Genomic DNA, 17129 nt, shown 5'->3' with positions numbered 1-17129 from the left:
CTATAAAATGCCGTTTTTGTCTGCCGAAAAAATTTCACTAAAACTGAAGGAGGATATGAATGGCACCGTACTCCGCAGCTTTCGAGAAGGCCCTCCAGGTGGGCCGCCCACCCAACATCCAGAAGCTTTTCCCCAACTCCAAGGCACTCATCGTGAGCGGCAAGGTGGTGGACCGGGCCATGCTCGTCAAGGGAAAGGCCATAGCCATGGCCGCCAACGGCCGCAACTACTTCGTGATCCGCGGCGCCCTCATGGCGGCCCAGCGGGCCAACTGCCCCATCATCATCGAAATCGCCAAGTCGGAAGGTGGCCAGAAGGCATACTGCGCGGTCAACTACTGGAATATGGCCCGCATCGTGGATGCCCTCTGCAACGAACTCGGCATCACCGTGCCGGTCGCCATTCATGCCGACCACTACGGCATCAAGAACGACAAGGATCTGGCCGCCGCCAAGGTGGAGATTCCGACCATGTTCGAGGCGGGGATCACCTCCATCGCCATTGATGCCTCCCATCTCCCCGACGACCAGAACCTCCTGGCCAACCTTGACATCAATCCCTTCATCCCGGCGTGGGCAGGTCTCGAGACCGAGGTGGGGGAGATCAAGGGGAACCAGGGTCTTTCCACGGTGGACGAGGCGAAGTTCCTGATCCAGGGGCTTAACGCCCATGGAATCCATCCCGACTGGATCGCCCTCAACAACGGCACCACCCACGGCCTCGAGGCATCCGCCGCCGGTATCCAGGTGGAGCTCACCGCAGGGATCCACAAGGCTCTGGAGCCCTACAAGGTGAACGGCGCCCAGCACGGCACCTCTGGCAACAGCTCCGAGCGGCTCCGCGAGATCGCCAATCAGACCGCCACCACCAAGGCAAACGTGGCCACCGCCCTGCAGATGATCTCCTGGGGCCTGGAAGTGAACGACTACGGCAATGCCCAGCTTGACGCCGACGGGAACTTCATCAAGGTAAAGGGTGAGGGGATGACCGAGGAACTCTGGGCCGAGATCGTGGCCTACGCTGATTCGAAGGGGTGGAAGAAGGGTGATTACAAGAACCTGAACCTCCCCTTCGAGAACAAGCTCCTGGCCCAGCCGAAGGATATCCGCGACCGGATGGCCAAGCGGGTCGAGGATTTCGCCTACAAGATGATGACCGAGGTCTTCAACGGGAAAGACACCGCACCCCTTGCCATCGAGGCGATCCTCAAGGCTGGTACTTACGATGTCGGGTCGAAGGGTAGCCTCATCGAGGACAAGTCCCGATGGACCAAGGAGCAGATCGTGGAGCGGGCCAAAACGATTGTGAGCGACAAGGGCCCCGAAGGGAACTTCGAAGATTAGGCAGTTGTTGACAGGTTGGTGGAGGGGGGGGCGAAGGCCCCCTTTTCCGTATCCGGCGATCGCATGGACGCGAGCCATCGTCTTGTTGATATCGCAACCAAAGATGTGGAGGATTAGTTGATCTACCTATGGATACTTCCTCTCTTGCTGGACTCCACCGCTGGTTTGCCGATTACTGCCGCACATTTCACAACGATAACGAGGAGCACAACCGGAACATCCGGCTCAAGGAGGAGCACACCGCAAAGGTCTGCGCGGTCATGGAGATTCTCGCCGATTCCCTGGCACTTTCTCCGGAAGACCGCCGCATCGCCGTTGCGGTAGCGCTGTTCCACGACATCGGACGGTTCGAGCAATACCGCCGCTTCCGTACCTTCAAAGATAGCTCTTCGGTTAATCACGCTGAACTCGGGGGGCGGGTTCTGGCTGAGGGAAAGGTGCTGGCGGGGCTTCCCGAGGAGGAGCAGCGTCTCATCATTGGCGCGGTCGGTCTCCACAACGTCTTCCGGATTCCCGCGATGCTGGGTGATCGGCAGCGGCTCTTCCTCCGACTGATCCGCGATGCCGACAAACTCGACATTTGGCGGGTCTTCATCGAGTTCTATGGCCAGCCGGCAGAAGAACGGGCATCGGCGGTGAGCCTTGGCTTCCCCGATATCCCCGAGTGTACCCCGGCGGTGCTTGACACGCTCCTGCGAGGAGAGATGGTAGACCTTGCCACGCTCCGGACCCTGAGCGACTTCAAGCTTCTTCAGCTCTCCTGGGTGTTCGATCTCAATTTCCCCCGCTCCCGGGAACTGGTACGGGAACGGGGCTACGTGGAACTTATTGCTGACACCCTTTCCCGTACGAAATGTGTGGAACGTGCGATTGGAGTTGTCAGGGCGGCGCTTTGCGCACGGGGCGGTGAAGCTTGAAGGCGACAATGAAGACGATAGTTCCGCTGAAAGAGGTAGTGAAAAAAGGCACCCCTGAAGCGACGGTGGAGGCAGTCCGGACGCCGGGCGTCTGGTGGGTCGTCATCCTCTGCGTTGCCTGGGTTGTGCCGGGACTCGTGGGACATGACCCCTGGAAGGCCGACGAACCCTACACTTTTGGGCTGGTTAACCATATCCTCCGGACGGGCGATTGGGTTGTGCCGACCCTGGCGGGGGAGCCGTTTCTCGAGAAACCACCCCTCTTCTTCATTACCGCTGCCGGTTTCGCCCGGCTCTTCTCGCCGCTGATGCCGCTCCACGATGCGGCGCGTCTTGCCGCAGGTTTCTATTCCCTTGTTGCACTCCTCTTTGCGGGCCTGTCCGGCCGCGAGCTGTTCGGCAAGGGGAAGGGACGGATCGCGGCGCTTCTTGTCCTTGGATGCATCGGTCTGCAACCGACAGCCCACAAGCTCATTACCGACACGGCTCTCTTCGCCGGTTTTTCGGTGGCTTTGTACGGATTGGCGCTCTGTAGCCGCCGCCATCTGACCGGCGGATTTCTCCTCGGCACCGGCACCGGTATGGGGTTCATGGCCAAGGGGCTCCTCGCACCGGGGCTTCTCGGGCTGATTGCGATGGCCCTCCCACTGGCTGCAAGTGAGTGGCGAAGCCGCCGGTACGCCGTGACCTTGGCGGTCGCGCTGGTTGCGGCGGCACCGTGGTTTGTGGTCTGGCCCTACGCCCTCTATCTCAAGGCGCCCCATCTGTTTGACGAGTGGTTGTGGGTCCAGAATTTCGGGCGGTTCCTGGGACACAACGATCTTGGCCCCAAGAATAAGCCCGGTTTCTATCTCTATACCCTGCCGTGGTACGCCTGGCCTGCTCTCCCTCTGGCCATTCCGTCCGTCGTGAAGGAGCGGTCGTGGCGCCGGAGCGGTTCTCCTCTCCTCCTTCCGTTGACGGCATTCGTGGTCATGCTGGCAGTTCTGAGCCTCTCCCGTGACGCGCGAGGCCTCTACGCCCTTCCGATGCTCCTGCCGCTTGGGTTTCTGGCGGTGCGAGGAGAGGAGTTGCTGAACGGGCGCTTCGCCAGGGGGCTGAACAGTGCAGCGGTTGTCATCCCCACGGTAGCGGCTCTGCTTCTTTGGGGCGGCTGGCTTGCCATGACTACGGGGGTTCCTGCCGTGGTCTCAGACGCGATCCTGCGACGGCATCCCCACGATCCGGTGGTCAGGCCATTCCTGGTGGTAACGGCGCTGCTCTATACGGTGGCATGGGGGGTGGCAGTCTGGCGCTGCAGGCGTATTGGGCCCCGTTTCAGCGTCATATGGGGGGCGGGGATGGTTATGGTGTGGGGAGTTGTCATGACACTGTGGCTTCCGTGGCAGGACGCGGGGAAAAGCTATCGCGGCGTGGCGGCGTCGCTTGTTCAGGCGATGTCGCCCCATGCCTGTATCTCCAGCAGGGGACTCGGCGAATCGGAGCGGGCGATGTTCGAATATCTGGCCGGCATCGTCACGAAACGGGTGGAAGTTGGAGCGCCGGTGGGCTGCACGTTACACCTTGACCAGTTGCGGAGCGAGCCGAAGGATAGCCCTCCCGCGGCCGGATGGGTGAAGGTATGGGAGGGGAGAAGGCCGGGAAGCAATGACGAGCGGTTTGTTCTCTGGCGGCGCGGCGATATCCCGGGTCGGTCCAGGGTCAGTGCCGGGCCATGATCCGCCCCATCCCGGCCAGGGCTCCGCTGGCGAAGGCGATGCACCAGAGGGTGTAGATGGTGAGGCTCACCCGGTGAAAGGTGCGGTTGACCCGTTCAGCCCGGCGGGCGAGTGAGGCGGCGAGGGCCAGCAGGAAGTGGAACCCCATCCCTGCCAGCGACAGGATGCCGGTCAGATTGTGCCACTCGGGGGCCTTGCCGAAGGCCCTGGCATAGAGGCTCATCTGGTGGGTGCCCAGGTAGTCGAAGAGCAGGCCGATGCCGAACACTATGAGGTGCTTGCGGTGAAGCCCCTCCCTCCTGCCGTTGAATACGGCGTAAGTGTAGAAGAGAAGCGCCAGGTTCATGTAGATGATGCCGAGCTTCAGCATCCTTCGAGCCTCCCGGTCTGGCGGAGTGCCTCGTAAAGAACGATTCCCGCCGAGGTTGAGAGGTTGAGGCTGCGGACCTTGCCGAAAATGGGGATTCTCACGGTGTTTTCCCGATTGGCCTCGATAAGTTCCTCAGGCAGCCCCACCGTCTCCTTCCCGAAAACGATGAAGTCCCCCTCCTTGAACGCCGCTTCGATGTGTGTTTTCGCCGCTTTCTTGCTCGTATAGATGAATCGGCCCTCCGGATAGGCGTGCTGAAGCGCTGCAAGGTCGTCCCAGTAGTGGATCTCCACCTCGCTCCAGTAGTCGAGCCCCGCCCGCTTGAGATAGCGGTCGTCAGTGGAAAAGCCCAGTTTCCCCACCAGGTGAAGCACGGTGCCGGTTGCGCCGCAGAGGCGGGCGATGTTGCCGGTGTTAGGGGGGATTTCCGGCTCGATGAGGACGATGTGGAATGGTGGCTTTTCAGGCATCTTCTTTCCTTCTGACGGCTTGCCGTATACGGGTGACGGTGGTCGCCGGTCTTGCATTTTCCGGTCGACGGGTCTATTATTAACGCTTCTTCGCAGTCTCGCAAAGTACTTTCTTCCCGTCAGGATTATCACGGATACACGCACCACATTCCATTGAAAAGGGAGCAGCAATGAAGATCATCGTTACCGACGAGGTGGCTCAGGAAGGGTTGGCGCTTTTGGCCCAGGACCCGCGTGTGGAGATCAACATCAAGCTGGGGCTCAAGAAGGAGGAGCTGCTGGCGATCATCGGCAACTACGACGCCATTATCACCCGCAGTGGCACCACCGTTGACAAGAATCTCCTCGACGCCGGCACAAAGCTTCGGCTCATCGCTAGGGCCGGGGTCGGCATCGACAACGTGGATGTGGACTACGCCAGTTCCCGTGGCGTAATCGTGGTGAACGCCCCCTTCGGCAACACCAACAGTGCCGCCGAGCACGCCATGGCGCTGCTTCTTTCATTTTGCCGCAACGTACCCCGCGCCAACGGCAGCCTCAAGAGCGGTGAATGGAAACGGGCCCCCTTCACCGGCTACGAGCTCAAGGGGAAAACCGCCGGCGTCATCGGCCTCGGCAAGGTTGGTGGACGGGTCGCCACCCGGCTCAAGGCCTTCGAGTGCGAGGTTCTAGCCTGTGACCCCTACATCGCCGTGAAGCGCGCCCATGACCTGGGGGTCAAGCTCGTCTCCCACGACGAGATATACCGCAACTGCGATATCATCACCGTCCACACCCCCCTCACCGATGAAACCCGCAACATGATCGGCGAGCGGGAGTTGGCCATGATGAAGGACGGCGTCATCATCGTGAACGCCGCCCGGGGGGGGATCATCGAAGAAGAGGCTCTCCTGAAATATCTGGAATCGGGAAAAATTACCGGTGCCGCCATCGACGTCTTCAGCGTTGAGCCGCCGAAGACCGACGTGCTGCAAAAACTCATTGCCCACGAGCGGGTAATTGTTACTCCGCACCTGGGGGCCAATACCTTCGAGGCCCAGGTCAACGTGGCGGTGGACGTCTCCAAAGAGATCCTCAACTACCTGGACGACCTCCCCCTGGAGAACGCCGTGAACATCCCGCGCTTCGACCTGGCTCTCATGGACCAGATGCGGCCGTTCCTGAACCTCATGAGTGTCATGAGCGACTTCGTCATTCAGCTTGTGGACGCCAATATCGACACCGTGACGTTCTCCTATGCGGGAAACATCGCTCACTATGACTGCACTCCTCTGAGTGTCTGCGGGCTGTCGTCGATCCTTAACCGGCTGGTGGAGCAGGACGTGAATATGGTAAACGCCACTCTCATTGCCGACCAGATGGGGATTACCGTGGAGGAGAACAAGTCCACCCAATCTCCCTCCTTCTCCAACATGATAACCCTCACCATCGAGGGTAAAGGTGAAAAGCGGACTATTGCCGGCACACTCTTCGAAGGGAGCCCCCGCATCGTCAAGCTCCGTGACTACCAGGTGGACTTCGCTCCGGACGAACACATGCTCAGCCTTACCTATGAGGACCGGCCGGGGATGATCGGCAAGATCGGTACCATCATGGGTGCCCACGATATCAACATCGCCTCCATGAACCTGGGGCGCCGCGAGAAGCGGGGCGAGGCCATGGTCATTCTTTCTCTCGACTCGGCGGTTCCCCCCTTTGTCGTGGAGGAAGTTCGCAAGGCGACCGACGCCACTTTCATCAAACCGATCCACATGCCGGGCGTCAAGTGCAGCCGTGGGTGCGGGTGCGGCATCTGACGTTCTTGAGGTGGATAAAATGAATAGAGGGGCCGGTCTCATGGCGAGGCCGGCCCTTCTTGCTGGAGGGGAGAAGGCATGGTGAAACGGGGCGCTTCGATCGTGGCGGTACTGCTGACGGGGCTCTGCTACACTCCGACGAATGCGCATGTGGTATCGGCTGCCGGCCGAGACTTCGCGTACACGTCGACCTCCGGGGGCAGAGTGACGCGGGTGTGGGACGGGGACACGGTCGTTATCACGCCTCCGTGGGGCAGATCCTTCACCTGCCGGCTGTACGGCATCGATGCTCCCGAAACTCCCGGGAAAGGTGTCCCGGGCCAGCCCCACGGAGCAGCAGCGGCGGCAAAATTGCGTAAGCTTGTCCTCGGTCGCGACGTGGCGGTGAAGTTGACCGGCGAGCGGAGCTATAAGCGCCAAATCGGCATCATCATGCTCGACGGGGTGGACGTGAATCAGGAGATGGTGCGCCGGGGCTATGCCTGGGCCTATGTCCGGTACCTGCGGCGCCCCTATGTATCGGACTACCTGGGGGCGGAGCAAAAGGCCCGTCAGGCGCGCCGGGGATTGTGGCGAGACCGCAATCCAATGCCACCGTGGGAGTTTCGCCGAATGCTGCGGAAGTGGAGAAGGTGAAAAAAAGAGGTTCTTCAGGGAATTCCGGGGAAGATTAATAAACAACAACGGCAGCACTGCGGTATCTTGATGGTTCCCCAACCAAAAAAGATCGCAGGAGGCTGCCGTTGTCGTATTCCGATGTTATCGCAATTGCGGGAGGGTGGGAAGGATATCGTGTTGCTGGGACACGCACTATCGTCACAGGTGATGCCAAACGGATCGAGGTAGAACTGATTGCCCTGTCCCAGGATGAGATGGTGTGTGGCTCGTGCGGCGGGCGTTGCACAAGCGTCCATGAAACGACCAAGCGCGTAATTCGAGATTTGCCGATTCTCGATGCTCAGACTTATCTGATCGTTCACCGCCGCAGGCTGCTGTGCCCTCAGTGTGGGCCAACGCTGGAGCGTCTGTCATGGCTGGCGAAATACGCCCGCGTGACGCGCAGGCTTGCAGAGAGCGTAGCGCGACTGTGTGGTGTCGTGTCTGTGAAGCACGTGGCGCAGTATCTGGGGCTTTCTTGGGACCAGGTGAAGGAAATCGACAAGCGCTCACTCACAGAGCGGGTCGGCACCGTCGACCTCTCAAACATCGAAGTTCTCGGGATGGATGAGTTCGCCCTTCACAAGGGGCACCGCTATGCGACGGTTATCATCGAGCCATACCGTAAGGAAGTCTTATGGATCGGCAAAGGCAGGAGTCGCGAGAGTATCCGTCCTTTCTTCACGCAGCTTGGCCCACATGGCTGTAAACGGCTCAAAGCGGTCGTGATGGATATGAACGCATCATATGAGGAGGAAATCAAGCAGCACTCGCCCCAGGCAGACATAGTCTACGACCTGTTCCATGTGGTGGCGAAGTATGGCAGGGAAGTGATCGACAGGGTGCGAGTCGATGAGGCAAACCGCCTGAAGGAAGACAAGAAGGCACGGAAGGTAGTCAAAACATCGCGGTGGTTGCTGCTACGAAACAGCGAGAACGTCAAGGGCGACGACATGCTTCGCCTCCAGGAACTGTTGGAGGCAAACCGCAGCCTCCTTACGGTCTACCTGCTCAAAGACGATCTGAAGCAACTGTGGAAGTTTACCTGCATTGAAGAGGCGGGACTATTCTGGGAGCAGTGGCACCAAAGGGCGATGGAGAGTGGAATACCGCCACTCATCCTGTTTGCCCGCCGGCTAAAGGGCTATCTCCAAGGAATCCTCAACCACTGCCTCTGGCCCCTTCACACCGGAATCCTCGAAGGCATCAATAACAAGATCAAGGTGATCAAAAGAATGGCCTACGGCTTCCGGGATCACGAATACTTCTTTCTCAAGATCAGAGCCGCTTTCCCCGGAATTCCCGGATGAACCAAAAAAGAGCCCCGCTTTTGGCGGGGCTCTCTGCGTATCCAGGAGCGACCGGGATCAACCGTGCATCGGTCTTCCGCCGCAGCGCTTGAGCCGTTCATGGGCCTTGCGCAGGATTTCCTCGGTGGTCTTCCAGTCGATGCACTTGTCGGTGGTGGAGACCCCGTAGCGGAGTTGGGACAGATCCTTGGGAATGGGCTGGTTCCCCGCTTCGAGGAAGCTCTCGATCATGACCCCCGAGATGGAGCGATTGCCCGCCTCGATCTGGTCGACGATGCTGTCAAGCACCTCCGGCTGCTTCTCGTGGCGCTTCTCCGAGTTGCCGTGGCTGCAATCAACCATGATGGTCGGGAAGATACCCCCCTTTTCAACCATCTCTTCGGTCTTGGCGATGTCCTCGGGAGAGTAGTTGGGCTTCTTGCCGCCACGCAGGACGATGTGCACGTCCGGGTTGCCGGTGGTCTGGATGATGGAGGTCTTGCCATCCCGATTGATGCCGAGGAAGCTGTGGGGGTGGAGCGCCGCGTTCATGGCGTCGATGGCGATCTGCAGGTTGCCGTCAGTGCCATTTTTGAAGCCCACGGGGAAGGAAAGGCCGCTCGCCATCTCCCGGTGCGATTGGCTCTCGGTGGTCCGGGCGCCGATGGCGCCCCACGAGATATAGTCGGCCAGGTATTCAGGGGTGATGGTATCGAGCATCTCGCACGCCACGGGGAGGAGCATGCTGGTGATGTCGTTCAGGAGCCGCCGCGCGATGCCGAGTCCCTTGGAGATCTGGTGGGTGTGGTTCATGTCGGGGTCGTTGATGAGCCCCTTCCAGCCGATGGTGGTGCGGGGCTTCTCGAAGTAGACCCGCATCACGATGAAAAGCTGGTCGGAGAGTTCGCTGGCGAGTCGCGCAAGGCGCCCCGCATAGTCGAGGGCGGCCTTGGGGTCGTGAATGGAACAGGGGCCCACCACCACCATGAGGCGGGTGTCTTTCCCCTTGAGGATGTTCTTGATGTGGGCCCGGCTCGCATTAACGAATTCAGCTGTTTCCAGCGATTGGGGGAAAACTTGCCGCAGGTCGGCAGGGGCGATGATGGGGGTAATGCTCGTGACCTTCAGGTTGCTTGTCTTGGTCATTACGGGAATTGTCCTTTGATTTCATGGGGATTTGAGACGAATCACTCTAGCGCTTTCCCCCTCAAAAGTCAAACGGGATGTATTCCCTCTCATGGACGGTCACGAGGGAGGGTCGGCCTGAAGCCTGCTGAAATTCATTCGCACCGCGCCGGCAACGACCATGTTTTCGATAGCCCTTGCCGAGTCGCCGGGAGTCAGGTTGACCCCCCGTACCGCATCCTCAAGGAGTGTTACCGCAAGACCGTGGCGCAGCCCGTCCAGAACCGATTCCTTGACACAGTAGTCCGTGGCGAGGCCCCCCACGAAAAGTCTGGTGATACCCAGCTCTTTAAGGAGTTCCGGGAAGGACACGCCGCTTTCCGTGGTCGCCTGGAACGCGGAATAGGCGTCCTGAGCCGGGTCTTGTCCCTTGGAGATCACAATGGCGTCGTCCGGAAGGGCCAGGTCGCGGTGGAACCGGGCCCCCTCGCTCCCCTGGACGCAGTGGACCGGCCAGATGCCACCGAAGTCCCGAAAGTGGGATGTGATGGCCGGATGCCAGTCCCGGGATGCGATGATCGGCAGCTTTTTCTCTCTGAAAAGCTCCATGTAGCGGTTGAGCAGCGGGACGACCCGATCCCCCTCTGGTACGGGTAGCAAGCCTCCGGGGCAGAAATCGTTCTGGACGTCGACGATCAGAAGGGCTGACGTGCTCTTCATGGATAGTTCTCCTGCTGGATCTATTTATATCCCCGTTGAACCTCGTCCATAAGCTGCAGCCGTAGCTCGTTGAGACCGGCGCTGATGGAGACCTTGTATTTATGCGGATTGATGAAACGCATGCATCCCTGGGGGAGGCGGGTGAGCTGGTCACGGCTGCGGTCGGCCATCTCGTCCAGGCTGGGAGGAGATTTCGCCGTTCGCACACCGTCCTCCATCACAACGCCACGAATCTCGACGAAGCGGGCCTGTTGCGGGATGGCAACGAACTGAAGGGGATTGGAAGGGTCGTACACCGTGGCTCCGGGGGCAATGTCCTCGTCGGCGAGGCAGAGCACGTCCTGGATGAAGGAGCCGTCGGGGGCCACGGCCCGCAGGAGCCGCTTGCGGTCGGGAAGGGTCGCCTTGGCGACGTCGCTGGTCACCTTGAGTTTTGGGCGGTCGCCGATCCTGACCAGCTTGTAGACTCCGCCCAGGGCTCCTCCCCCCTCTCCGGCGCAGGTGGCGAGACGTGTCCCCACGCCGTAGATGTCGACCCGGCCCCCTTCGCTCCGCATCGATTCGATCACGTATTCGTCCAGCTCGTTGGAGGCGACAATCTTTACGCCGGGGAAGCCCGCCTCGTCGAACATCCGGCGTCCCTCCCGGGAGAGGTAGGCCAGGTCACCCGAATCGATCCGCACCCCGACCAGTTCGTGCCCCTGGGAGCGGAGTTCCTGGGCAACGGTGATGGCGTTGGGGATGCCGCTTTTGAGGGTGTCGTAGGTGTCCACCAGGAGGATGCAGGTGTCGGGGAATACCTCGGCATAGGCGCGGAAGGCGGTCAGCTCATCGGGAAAGGCCATGATCCAGCTGTGGGCATGGGTTCCTTTTACCGGGATGCCGAAGAGCTTCCCCGCCAGCACGTTGCTCGTGCTCCGAACCCCGCCAATGTAGGCGGCCCGGGCTTCGCTCACTCCCCCGTCGGGCCCTTGGGCGCGGCGCAGGCCGAACTCCAGCACCGTGCCGTCCACCGCCGCATGGACGATTCGGGCACCCTTGGTGGCCACCAGGGTCTGGAAATTGATGATGTTCAAGAGCGCCGTCTCCACCAGTTGCGCCTGGGCCAGGGGGGCCTCGATGGTCACAAGGGGCTCATTGGCGAAAACCACTGTTCCCTCGGGAGGCGCCGTTACTTTTCCCCGGAACCGGAATGAGCGGAGAAAATCGATGAATCGGGGGCGGAAGATTTCCAGCCCCTGGAGATACTCGAGATCATCCTCCGTGAACTGGAGGTTCTCCAGGTAGCCGAGGGCCGTGTCAAGGCCGGCGAACACCGCATACCCCCCCTGGAAGGGGTTGTGCCGGAAGAAGATGTCGAACACCGCCGGTTTGTCCGCCATCCCTTCTTCCAGGTATCCGGCAAGCATGGTGAGTTGGTAGAGGTCGGTCAGAAGCGGTGAGTAGCTCATGGCATGTCTCCGTTGCGAGGGATGGTGATTGGTGATGAGTATACCACATTCGCACTGGCTGGCGGTTCAGGGGCGCGAGGTGCCCAAACGAATGAAAGGCGGGATCGCTCCCGCCTTTCATCGTGTTGCTAAGGTGTTCCGCCCCGACTACTTGCGGATGTTGTAGAAGACATCCTTGCCCCGGAAGAGGGCGGTGGTGTCGAGCTCGTCCTCGATCCGCAGGAGCTGGTTGTACTTGGCGACCCGGTCGGTGCGGCAGAGGGAACCGGTCTTGATCTGGCCGGCGTTGACCGCCACGGAGAGGTCGGCCAGGGTGGTGTCCTCGGTCTCGCCCGAGCGGTGGGAGATGACGCAGGTGTAACCGGCGCGCTTGGCCATTTCGATGGCGTCCAGGGTTTCGGTGAGGGAGCCGATCTGGTTCAGTTTGATCAGGATCGAGTTGGCGATCCCCTTCTGGATCCCCTCTTTGAGGATACGGGGGTTGGTGACGAAGAGGTCATCGCCGACGATCTGGATTCGTTTGCCCAGGCGGTCGGTGAGGAGCTTCCAGCCGTCCCAGTCGTTCTCGGCCATGCCGTCCTCGATGGAGACGATCGGGTATTTGTTTACGAGGTTTTCGTAGAAATCGACCATCTGGGCCGGGGTTTTCTTGGGCTCGGCCTCGTTCTCCAGGGTGTAGACGCCATCGTTGAAGAGTTCCGAAGAGGCCACGTCCAGGGCCAGGAGCACTTCCTCGCCCGGCTTGTAGCCGGCCTTCTGGATCGCGTCCATGATGACTTCCAGGGCCTCTTCGTTGGACTTCAGGTTAGGGGCGAAACCGCCTTCGTCACCAACGGCGGTATTGTATCCTTTACCTTTCAGGACACCCTTCAGGGCATGGAAGATCTCAGCCCCCATGCGCAACGCCTCGGCAAAGGATTTTGCGCCGGCCGGCATGATCATGAATTCCTGGATGTCGACGTTGTTGTCGGCATGGGCGCCGCCGTTCAGGATGTTCATCATGGGGAGCGGAAGCTCCTTGGCGTTGCTGCCGCCGATGTACTGATAGAGGGGGAGCCCCACTTCTTCGGCTGCGGCCTTGGCCACTGCCAGGGACACGCCGAGAATGGCGTTGGCTCCCAGGTTGCTCTTGTACTCGGTGCCGTCCAGATCCAGCATCCGCTGGTCGATTCCGATCTGGTCGGTGGCTTCCATGCCGATGATCTGCTCGGCAATGATGTTGTTGACGTTGTCGACTGCCTTGAGGACCCCCTTGCCGAGGTAGCGGGACTTGTCTCCGTCGCGAAGCTCCAGGGCCTCGCGCTCGCCGGTAGATGCGCCGGAGGGAACGGCAGCCCTTCCCATAACGCCGGACTCCAGGAAAACTTCGACCTCCAGGGTCGGGTTGCCGCGGGAGTCGAGTATCTCTCGCGCGTAGACATCGGTAATTTCGCTCATTCTGGCCCCCTTGCAGAAATATGTACTTTGGTCTTCCGACCATAGGCAAAACAGCGGAATATATATCAGAATTGATGCTGAAAGGAAACATTTTTAATGTGTATGGCAGGGGTGACACGGCGTTCCGGAGGAGAGACCGTCATCGGAGTTGACAGGCCCCCGAGAGGAACGATATAGTATTTTTCTCAATACGTTATGCTCCTTGCAACTGTAACGGCACTTCCCGTGCCCAACAGGGTAACAATACGATTAATTAGATATGCCCACCCAAAGCAGTAACACTGATAATGAAATGCGTGCCTCTCTCCCTCGATCCGTCGGGAGGCTCTTTAACAATCTCCTCGAGCGTTTTTCTAATCCGCGCCAGGACGCCAGGAATCGCCGGGTTCTCCTCCTTCTTACCGCGTTTGTTCTCACCCTGCTCATCCTTCCCCGCCAGGAGTTCCTTTCCGTACGATACAAGGCCGGGGATATCGCCACTACCGATATCAGGGCGACCCAGGACTATCTTCTCGAGGACCGTCTCCTCACCGAAAAGAAGCGCAATGAGGCCGAGGCTGCTGTCCCTTACGTGTATGCTTTCTCACTGGATGGGGCTGGCGAGTTGGTGGGACGCGTCGAACAGGCCCTTGCTCTCCTTCAGCAGGCTGCAACCGCCGAGCCTTCCCAGGGGGTGGGGCTGGACGAATCCCTGAGGGGGCTTTTCGGGTTCAGCCTTTCACCTGCGGAGAAAGCCCTCCTCATGCGACTCGGGGCCGATGCCGGCCTGATGGACCATGTGCGTGCCCTGGCCGAACGGCTCTATGCCAACAAGATTGTGGTCGACAAGCGATCCTTTGCCGGTGACACAGCCCACGGCATTGTCCTTGTTGATGCCCGGACCGGCGAATCGCTGGGGAAAATGGAGTACACGGTTTCTCCCATCGAGCCTGCCGAGGTTCAGGAGATCGTCAAGGGGATGAAGATTGGCACCCCCGGCCTCTCTCCGCGGGAGATCGAGACACTGAAGGGGTTCGTGGGGAAAGGGGTGCGGCCGAATCTGACCTTCAGCAGGGATTTGACCGAGCAGGCCCAGGAGAGGGCCCGGTATTCGGTCCGCCCGGTCCTCCTCCAGGTGAAGCAGGGGGAGATGATCGTCAGGGTGGGTGAGCGGGTAACCGCTGAGCAGGTCCAGAAGCTCGAGATGATTTCCTCTGCGGGGGGGGACATCAACAAACTTTTCACCGGCATCGGCCTCTTTGGCCTTGTTCTCGTAATCCTCTATTTTCCCTACCGATTCGCCCGCAAGAACATCCGGAAATTCAGCCCCGTCACCAAGGATCTGCTTCTCATTTCCCTGGTTACGGCCGGCATGTTCTTTCTGCTCAAGATCGCTCTGACCATCTCGGCGGCCCTGGGGACACCATTTCCCAGCATCGATGCCCGTGATTATTTCTACCTCTTTCCCTTTGCCGTGGGTCCGATGCTGATCAGGATCATCCTCAACTCCGAAGTGGCCATGGTCTATACGGCCATCACGGCGCCGCTCCTGGGTATCATGTTCAACAACAGCCTCTTCGTGGTGGTCTACGGGTTGCTCGGGGGGATCGTCGGCGCTCACGGCGTCCGCCACTGCAAGGACCGGAGCCGCATCTACACGGCCGGGGTTAAGGTAAGCGTGGTGAACTTCGCCATGGCGCTTGCCTTCCAGACTATGAGCGACAGTTTCCTCTCCCTCCAGACCATCTGGTGCGCCCTCTTCGCCCTGGCCGGCGGACTCCTCTGTTCGGCCATCGTTACCGGCACTATCCCGCTGATCGAAACCGTTTTCCACTACGTGACCGATATCAAGCTCCTCGAGCTCTCCAACCTCAATTCGCCGATACTGCGGGAGCTGATGGTCCGCGCTCCCGGTACCTACCATCACAGCGTCCTGGTGGGGAACCTGGTGGAGGCGGCTGCGGAGACGATCAATGCGAATCCGCTCCTGGCAAGAGTGGCGGCCTACTACCACGATATCGGCAAGATCAGCAAGCCCCAGTACTTCATCGAAAATACGGGAGGAGGCGATAACCGCCACGACAAGCTTGCCCCGAGCATGAGCGCTCTCATTCTCATCTCACACGTGAAGGAGGGGGTTGAGCTGGCCCGCGAGCATCGGGTGGGGCGCCCCATTGTCGATATTATCCGGCAGTCCCACGGCACGGCCCTCATGAGCTTCTTTTACCAGAAGGCAAAAACCCAGGCCGGTGACGGACAGGCCGTGCACGAGCGCGATTTCCGCTATCCCGGCCCCAAGCCCCAGTCCCGGGAGGCGGGCCTGGTCATGCTGGCCGACTGCGTGGAGGCTGCATCCCGCACCCTCGTGAACCCGACTCCTGACCGCATCCAAGGGCTGGTGCAGAAGATCATCAACAACATCTTCATCGACGGTCAGCTTGACGAATGCGAACTGACCCTCAAGAACCTCCACGAAATCGCCAAGAGCTTCAACCGTATCCTGGCCGGCATCTACCATCAGCGCATCGATTACCCGGAGCCGGCCTTCAAGGAAAAAGAGAAACCGACTGGAGGTAAGAAACCGAGTGAAGGTAGCGATAGCGAACCGGCAAAGGCGGCACCCGATCGGGACGCCACGCCTCAGAAAAGTGGCGGAGAGGATATTAAGCGCCTTGGGATATCCCGATAGCGAGCTGTCGGTGGTCATAACCGGCGATCTCGGCATCAGGCGTGTCAACCGCGAGTATCTCCACAAGGACCGCCCCACGAACGTCATCTCCTTCGCCATGGCCGAGGGGGAGTTCGGTGCCCTCAATCCCGCCATGCTGGGGGATGTGATCATCTCCGCGGACACGGCGGCCCGGGAGGCGGAAGAGGGGGGAGTCTCCTTCTGGTCCCGACTCTGCTTTCTGCTGCTCCACGGCATCCTTCACATTACCGGCTACGACCACGAGCGGAGCGGCGAGGCGGAAGCCCGGCGGATGGAGGCGAAGGAACGGGAAATCTTCGCGATCCTGGAGAGGGAAGGGCTTGTCTAGCCCCTACGGAGACACGGACGCCGAGGGGAGCCCGCTTCGGCCTTCCCCCACGTTGCCCAACGGCGACCCCGTGAAGCCGTCGCGCTTCATCGATTCCGTCAACTGCGCCATCGAGGGGATATTCTGGGCCACCCGCACCCAGAAGCACATGCGCCGGCACTTCCTGTCGGCCCTGGTGCTCCTCTTCGCGGTGCTTTTTCTCAGGGTGTCGGCCTTGGAGTTCACGCTTCTGGCAGTCTCTGTTTCGTTCGTGCTCTTTGCCGAGCTCATGAATACGGCAGTGGAGGTGGTGGTGGACATGGTGTCGCCGGAGTACCACCCCCTGGCCAGGATCGCTAAGGATGTGGCCGCCGGCGGGGTGCTCGTGGCGGCCATCGGCGCAGCGGTCATGGGCTATCTGATCCTGTCCCATTACATCTTTCCCATTTACAAGGAGGCGCTTGCCATGATAGGTACCCCGTCGGAGATGGGGGCGGTGGTGGCCCTGCTGGCGGTGGTGATCGTGGTGGTGATCCTCAAGTCGATTTCCGGCAAGGGGACGCCGCTGGAGGGGGGATTGCCGAGCGGACACGCGGCAGTGGCCTTTTCCATCGCCACGCTGGTCACGCTCAATACCCAGGATCCCCTCACTTCGATCCTGGCCATAATCCTTGCCGTCATGGTGAGCCATTCGCGGCTCCTGCTCAACATCCACACCATGCGCGAGGTGGTTTTCGGCGCGGCCACCGGGACGGGAATCACCCTCCTGGTGTTGATGCTGTTCCGGTTCATGAAATAGGCGTTTTTATACGCCACTGTACGACAAAGGAGGAATACAGG

15 protein-coding genes are annotated in these 17129 nt (G+C 60.2%); 9 read left to right on the top strand and 6 right to left on the bottom strand.

The window, feature by feature from the left end; translation table 11 throughout:
* Window positions 1–59 precede the first annotated feature (59 nt).
* The 3 genes from GMET_RS12010 (at window position 60) to GMET_RS12000 (ending at window position 3978) form a co-directional block, all read left to right on the top strand.
* A complete protein-coding gene (locus GMET_RS12010) occupies window positions 60–1343 on the top strand; it encodes a class II fructose-bisphosphate aldolase (protein ID WP_004514758.1) in 1284 nt (427 codons plus the stop codon).
* Between the two features lie 128 nt (window positions 1344–1471).
* The gene (locus GMET_RS12005; RefSeq protein WP_004514759.1) at window positions 1472–2260 is read left to right on the top strand and encodes an HD domain-containing protein; all 789 of its coding nucleotides are present in this window, start codon (window positions 1472–1474) and stop codon (window positions 2258–2260) included.
* Between the two features lie 8 nt (window positions 2261–2268).
* The gene (locus GMET_RS12000; RefSeq protein WP_004514760.1) at window positions 2269–3978 is read left to right on the top strand and encodes an ArnT family glycosyltransferase; all 1710 of its coding nucleotides are present in this window, start codon (window positions 2269–2271) and stop codon (window positions 3976–3978) included.
* On the opposite strand, the gene GMET_RS11995 is transcribed toward GMET_RS12000, so the two are convergent.
* Entirely contained in the window at window positions 3962–4348 is a 387-nt protein-coding gene (locus GMET_RS11995) for an HsmA family protein (RefSeq protein ID WP_004514761.1), read from the bottom strand. The two genes, GMET_RS12000 and GMET_RS11995, sit on opposite strands and share 17 nt — an antisense overlap.
* The gene (locus GMET_RS11990) at window positions 4342–4818 is read right to left on the bottom strand and encodes a tRNA (cytidine(34)-2'-O)-methyltransferase (protein WP_004514762.1); all 477 of its coding nucleotides are present in this window, start codon (window positions 4816–4818) and stop codon (window positions 4342–4344) included. Before GMET_RS11990 ends, GMET_RS11995 begins: the two co-directional genes overlap by 7 nt.
* A gap of 170 nt (window positions 4819–4988) precedes the next feature.
* Between GMET_RS11990 and serA the strand changes: the two genes are divergently transcribed.
* From serA to GMET_RS11975, 3 genes are all read left to right on the top strand, one after another.
* The gene (serA, locus tag GMET_RS11985; protein WP_004514763.1) at window positions 4989–6614 is read left to right on the top strand and encodes a phosphoglycerate dehydrogenase; all 1626 of its coding nucleotides are present in this window, start codon (window positions 4989–4991) and stop codon (window positions 6612–6614) included.
* A 78-nt stretch (window positions 6615–6692) separates the two neighbouring features.
* A complete protein-coding gene (locus tag GMET_RS11980) occupies window positions 6693–7250 on the top strand; it encodes a thermonuclease family protein (protein ID WP_004514764.1) in 558 nt (185 codons plus the stop codon).
* A 107-nt stretch (window positions 7251–7357) separates the two neighbouring features.
* Complete coding sequence (locus GMET_RS11975) at window positions 7358–8581, top strand: ISL3-like element ISGme5 family transposase (protein WP_011365668.1); 1224 nt, start codon at window positions 7358–7360, stop codon at window positions 8579–8581.
* A gap of 57 nt (window positions 8582–8638) precedes the next feature.
* Here GMET_RS11975 and GMET_RS11970 read toward each other — a convergent pair whose 3' ends face one another.
* From GMET_RS11970 to eno, 4 genes are all read right to left on the bottom strand, one after another.
* Complete coding sequence (locus GMET_RS11970) at window positions 8639–9706, bottom strand: 3-deoxy-7-phosphoheptulonate synthase (RefSeq protein WP_004513245.1); 1068 nt, start codon at window positions 9704–9706, stop codon at window positions 8639–8641.
* Between the two features lie 99 nt (window positions 9707–9805).
* Complete coding sequence (pncA, locus tag GMET_RS11965) at window positions 9806–10405, bottom strand: bifunctional nicotinamidase/pyrazinamidase (protein WP_004513246.1); 600 nt, start codon at window positions 10403–10405, stop codon at window positions 9806–9808.
* A gap of 20 nt (window positions 10406–10425) precedes the next feature.
* A complete protein-coding gene (locus GMET_RS11960; protein WP_004513247.1) occupies window positions 10426–11856 on the bottom strand; it encodes a nicotinate phosphoribosyltransferase in 1431 nt (476 codons plus the stop codon).
* A gap of 147 nt (window positions 11857–12003) precedes the next feature.
* Complete coding sequence (gene eno, locus GMET_RS11955) at window positions 12004–13293, bottom strand: phosphopyruvate hydratase (RefSeq protein WP_004513248.1); 1290 nt, start codon at window positions 13291–13293, stop codon at window positions 12004–12006.
* A gap of 259 nt (window positions 13294–13552) precedes the next feature.
* Between eno and GMET_RS11950 the strand changes: the two genes are divergently transcribed.
* The 3 genes from GMET_RS11950 to GMET_RS11940 all read left to right on the top strand — a co-directional run bounded on the left by GMET_RS11950 (window position 13553) and on the right by GMET_RS11940 (window position 17088).
* Window positions 13553–15961, top strand: a complete 2409-nt coding sequence (locus tag GMET_RS11950; protein ID WP_011366045.1) for an HD family phosphohydrolase — start codon at window positions 13553–13555, stop codon at window positions 15959–15961.
* A complete protein-coding gene (gene ybeY, locus GMET_RS11945) occupies window positions 15858–16310 on the top strand; it encodes an rRNA maturation RNase YbeY (protein ID WP_011366044.1) in 453 nt (150 codons plus the stop codon). The genes GMET_RS11950 and ybeY overlap by 104 nt, the downstream gene beginning before the upstream one ends.
* A gap of 70 nt (window positions 16311–16380) precedes the next feature.
* A complete protein-coding gene (locus GMET_RS11940; RefSeq protein WP_187148484.1) occupies window positions 16381–17088 on the top strand; it encodes a diacylglycerol kinase in 708 nt (235 codons plus the stop codon).
* Window positions 17089–17129 lie beyond the last annotated feature (41 nt).

Source organism: Geobacter metallireducens GS-15, assembly GCF_000012925.1.
Classification (GTDB): Bacteria; Desulfobacterota; Desulfuromonadia; order Geobacterales; family Geobacteraceae; genus Geobacter; species Geobacter metallireducens.
This window is presented reverse-complemented; position numbering and strand designations above follow the sequence as displayed.

Coding starts and splice junctions, on each gene's coding strand:
- GMET_RS11995 (WP_004514761.1), bottom strand. CDS start 4,348: ATGCTGAAGCTCGGCATCATCTACATGAACCTGGCGCTTCTCTTCTAC.
- GMET_RS12000 (WP_004514760.1), top strand. CDS start 2,269: ATGAAGACGATAGTTCCGCTGAAAGAGGTAGTGAAAAAAGGCACCCCT.
- GMET_RS11990 (WP_004514762.1), bottom strand. CDS start 4,818: ATGCCTGAAAAGCCACCATTCCACATCGTCCTCATCGAGCCGGAAATC.
- serA (WP_004514763.1), top strand. CDS start 4,989: ATGAAGATCATCGTTACCGACGAGGTGGCTCAGGAAGGGTTGGCGCTT.
- GMET_RS12005 (WP_004514759.1), top strand. CDS start 1,472: ATGGATACTTCCTCTCTTGCTGGACTCCACCGCTGGTTTGCCGATTAC.
- eno (WP_004513248.1), bottom strand. CDS start 13,293: ATGAGCGAAATTACCGATGTCTACGCGCGAGAGATACTCGACTCCCGC.
- GMET_RS11970 (WP_004513245.1), bottom strand. CDS start 9,706: ATGACCAAGACAAGCAACCTGAAGGTCACGAGCATTACCCCCATCATC.
- pncA (WP_004513246.1), bottom strand. CDS start 10,405: ATGAAGAGCACGTCAGCCCTTCTGATCGTCGACGTCCAGAACGATTTC.
- GMET_RS11980 (WP_004514764.1), top strand. CDS start 6,693: ATGGTGAAACGGGGCGCTTCGATCGTGGCGGTACTGCTGACGGGGCTC.
- GMET_RS12010 (WP_004514758.1), top strand. CDS start 60: ATGGCACCGTACTCCGCAGCTTTCGAGAAGGCCCTCCAGGTGGGCCGC.
- GMET_RS11960 (WP_004513247.1), bottom strand. CDS start 11,856: ATGAGCTACTCACCGCTTCTGACCGACCTCTACCAACTCACCATGCTT.
- GMET_RS11950 (WP_011366045.1), top strand. CDS start 13,553: ATGCCCACCCAAAGCAGTAACACTGATAATGAAATGCGTGCCTCTCTC.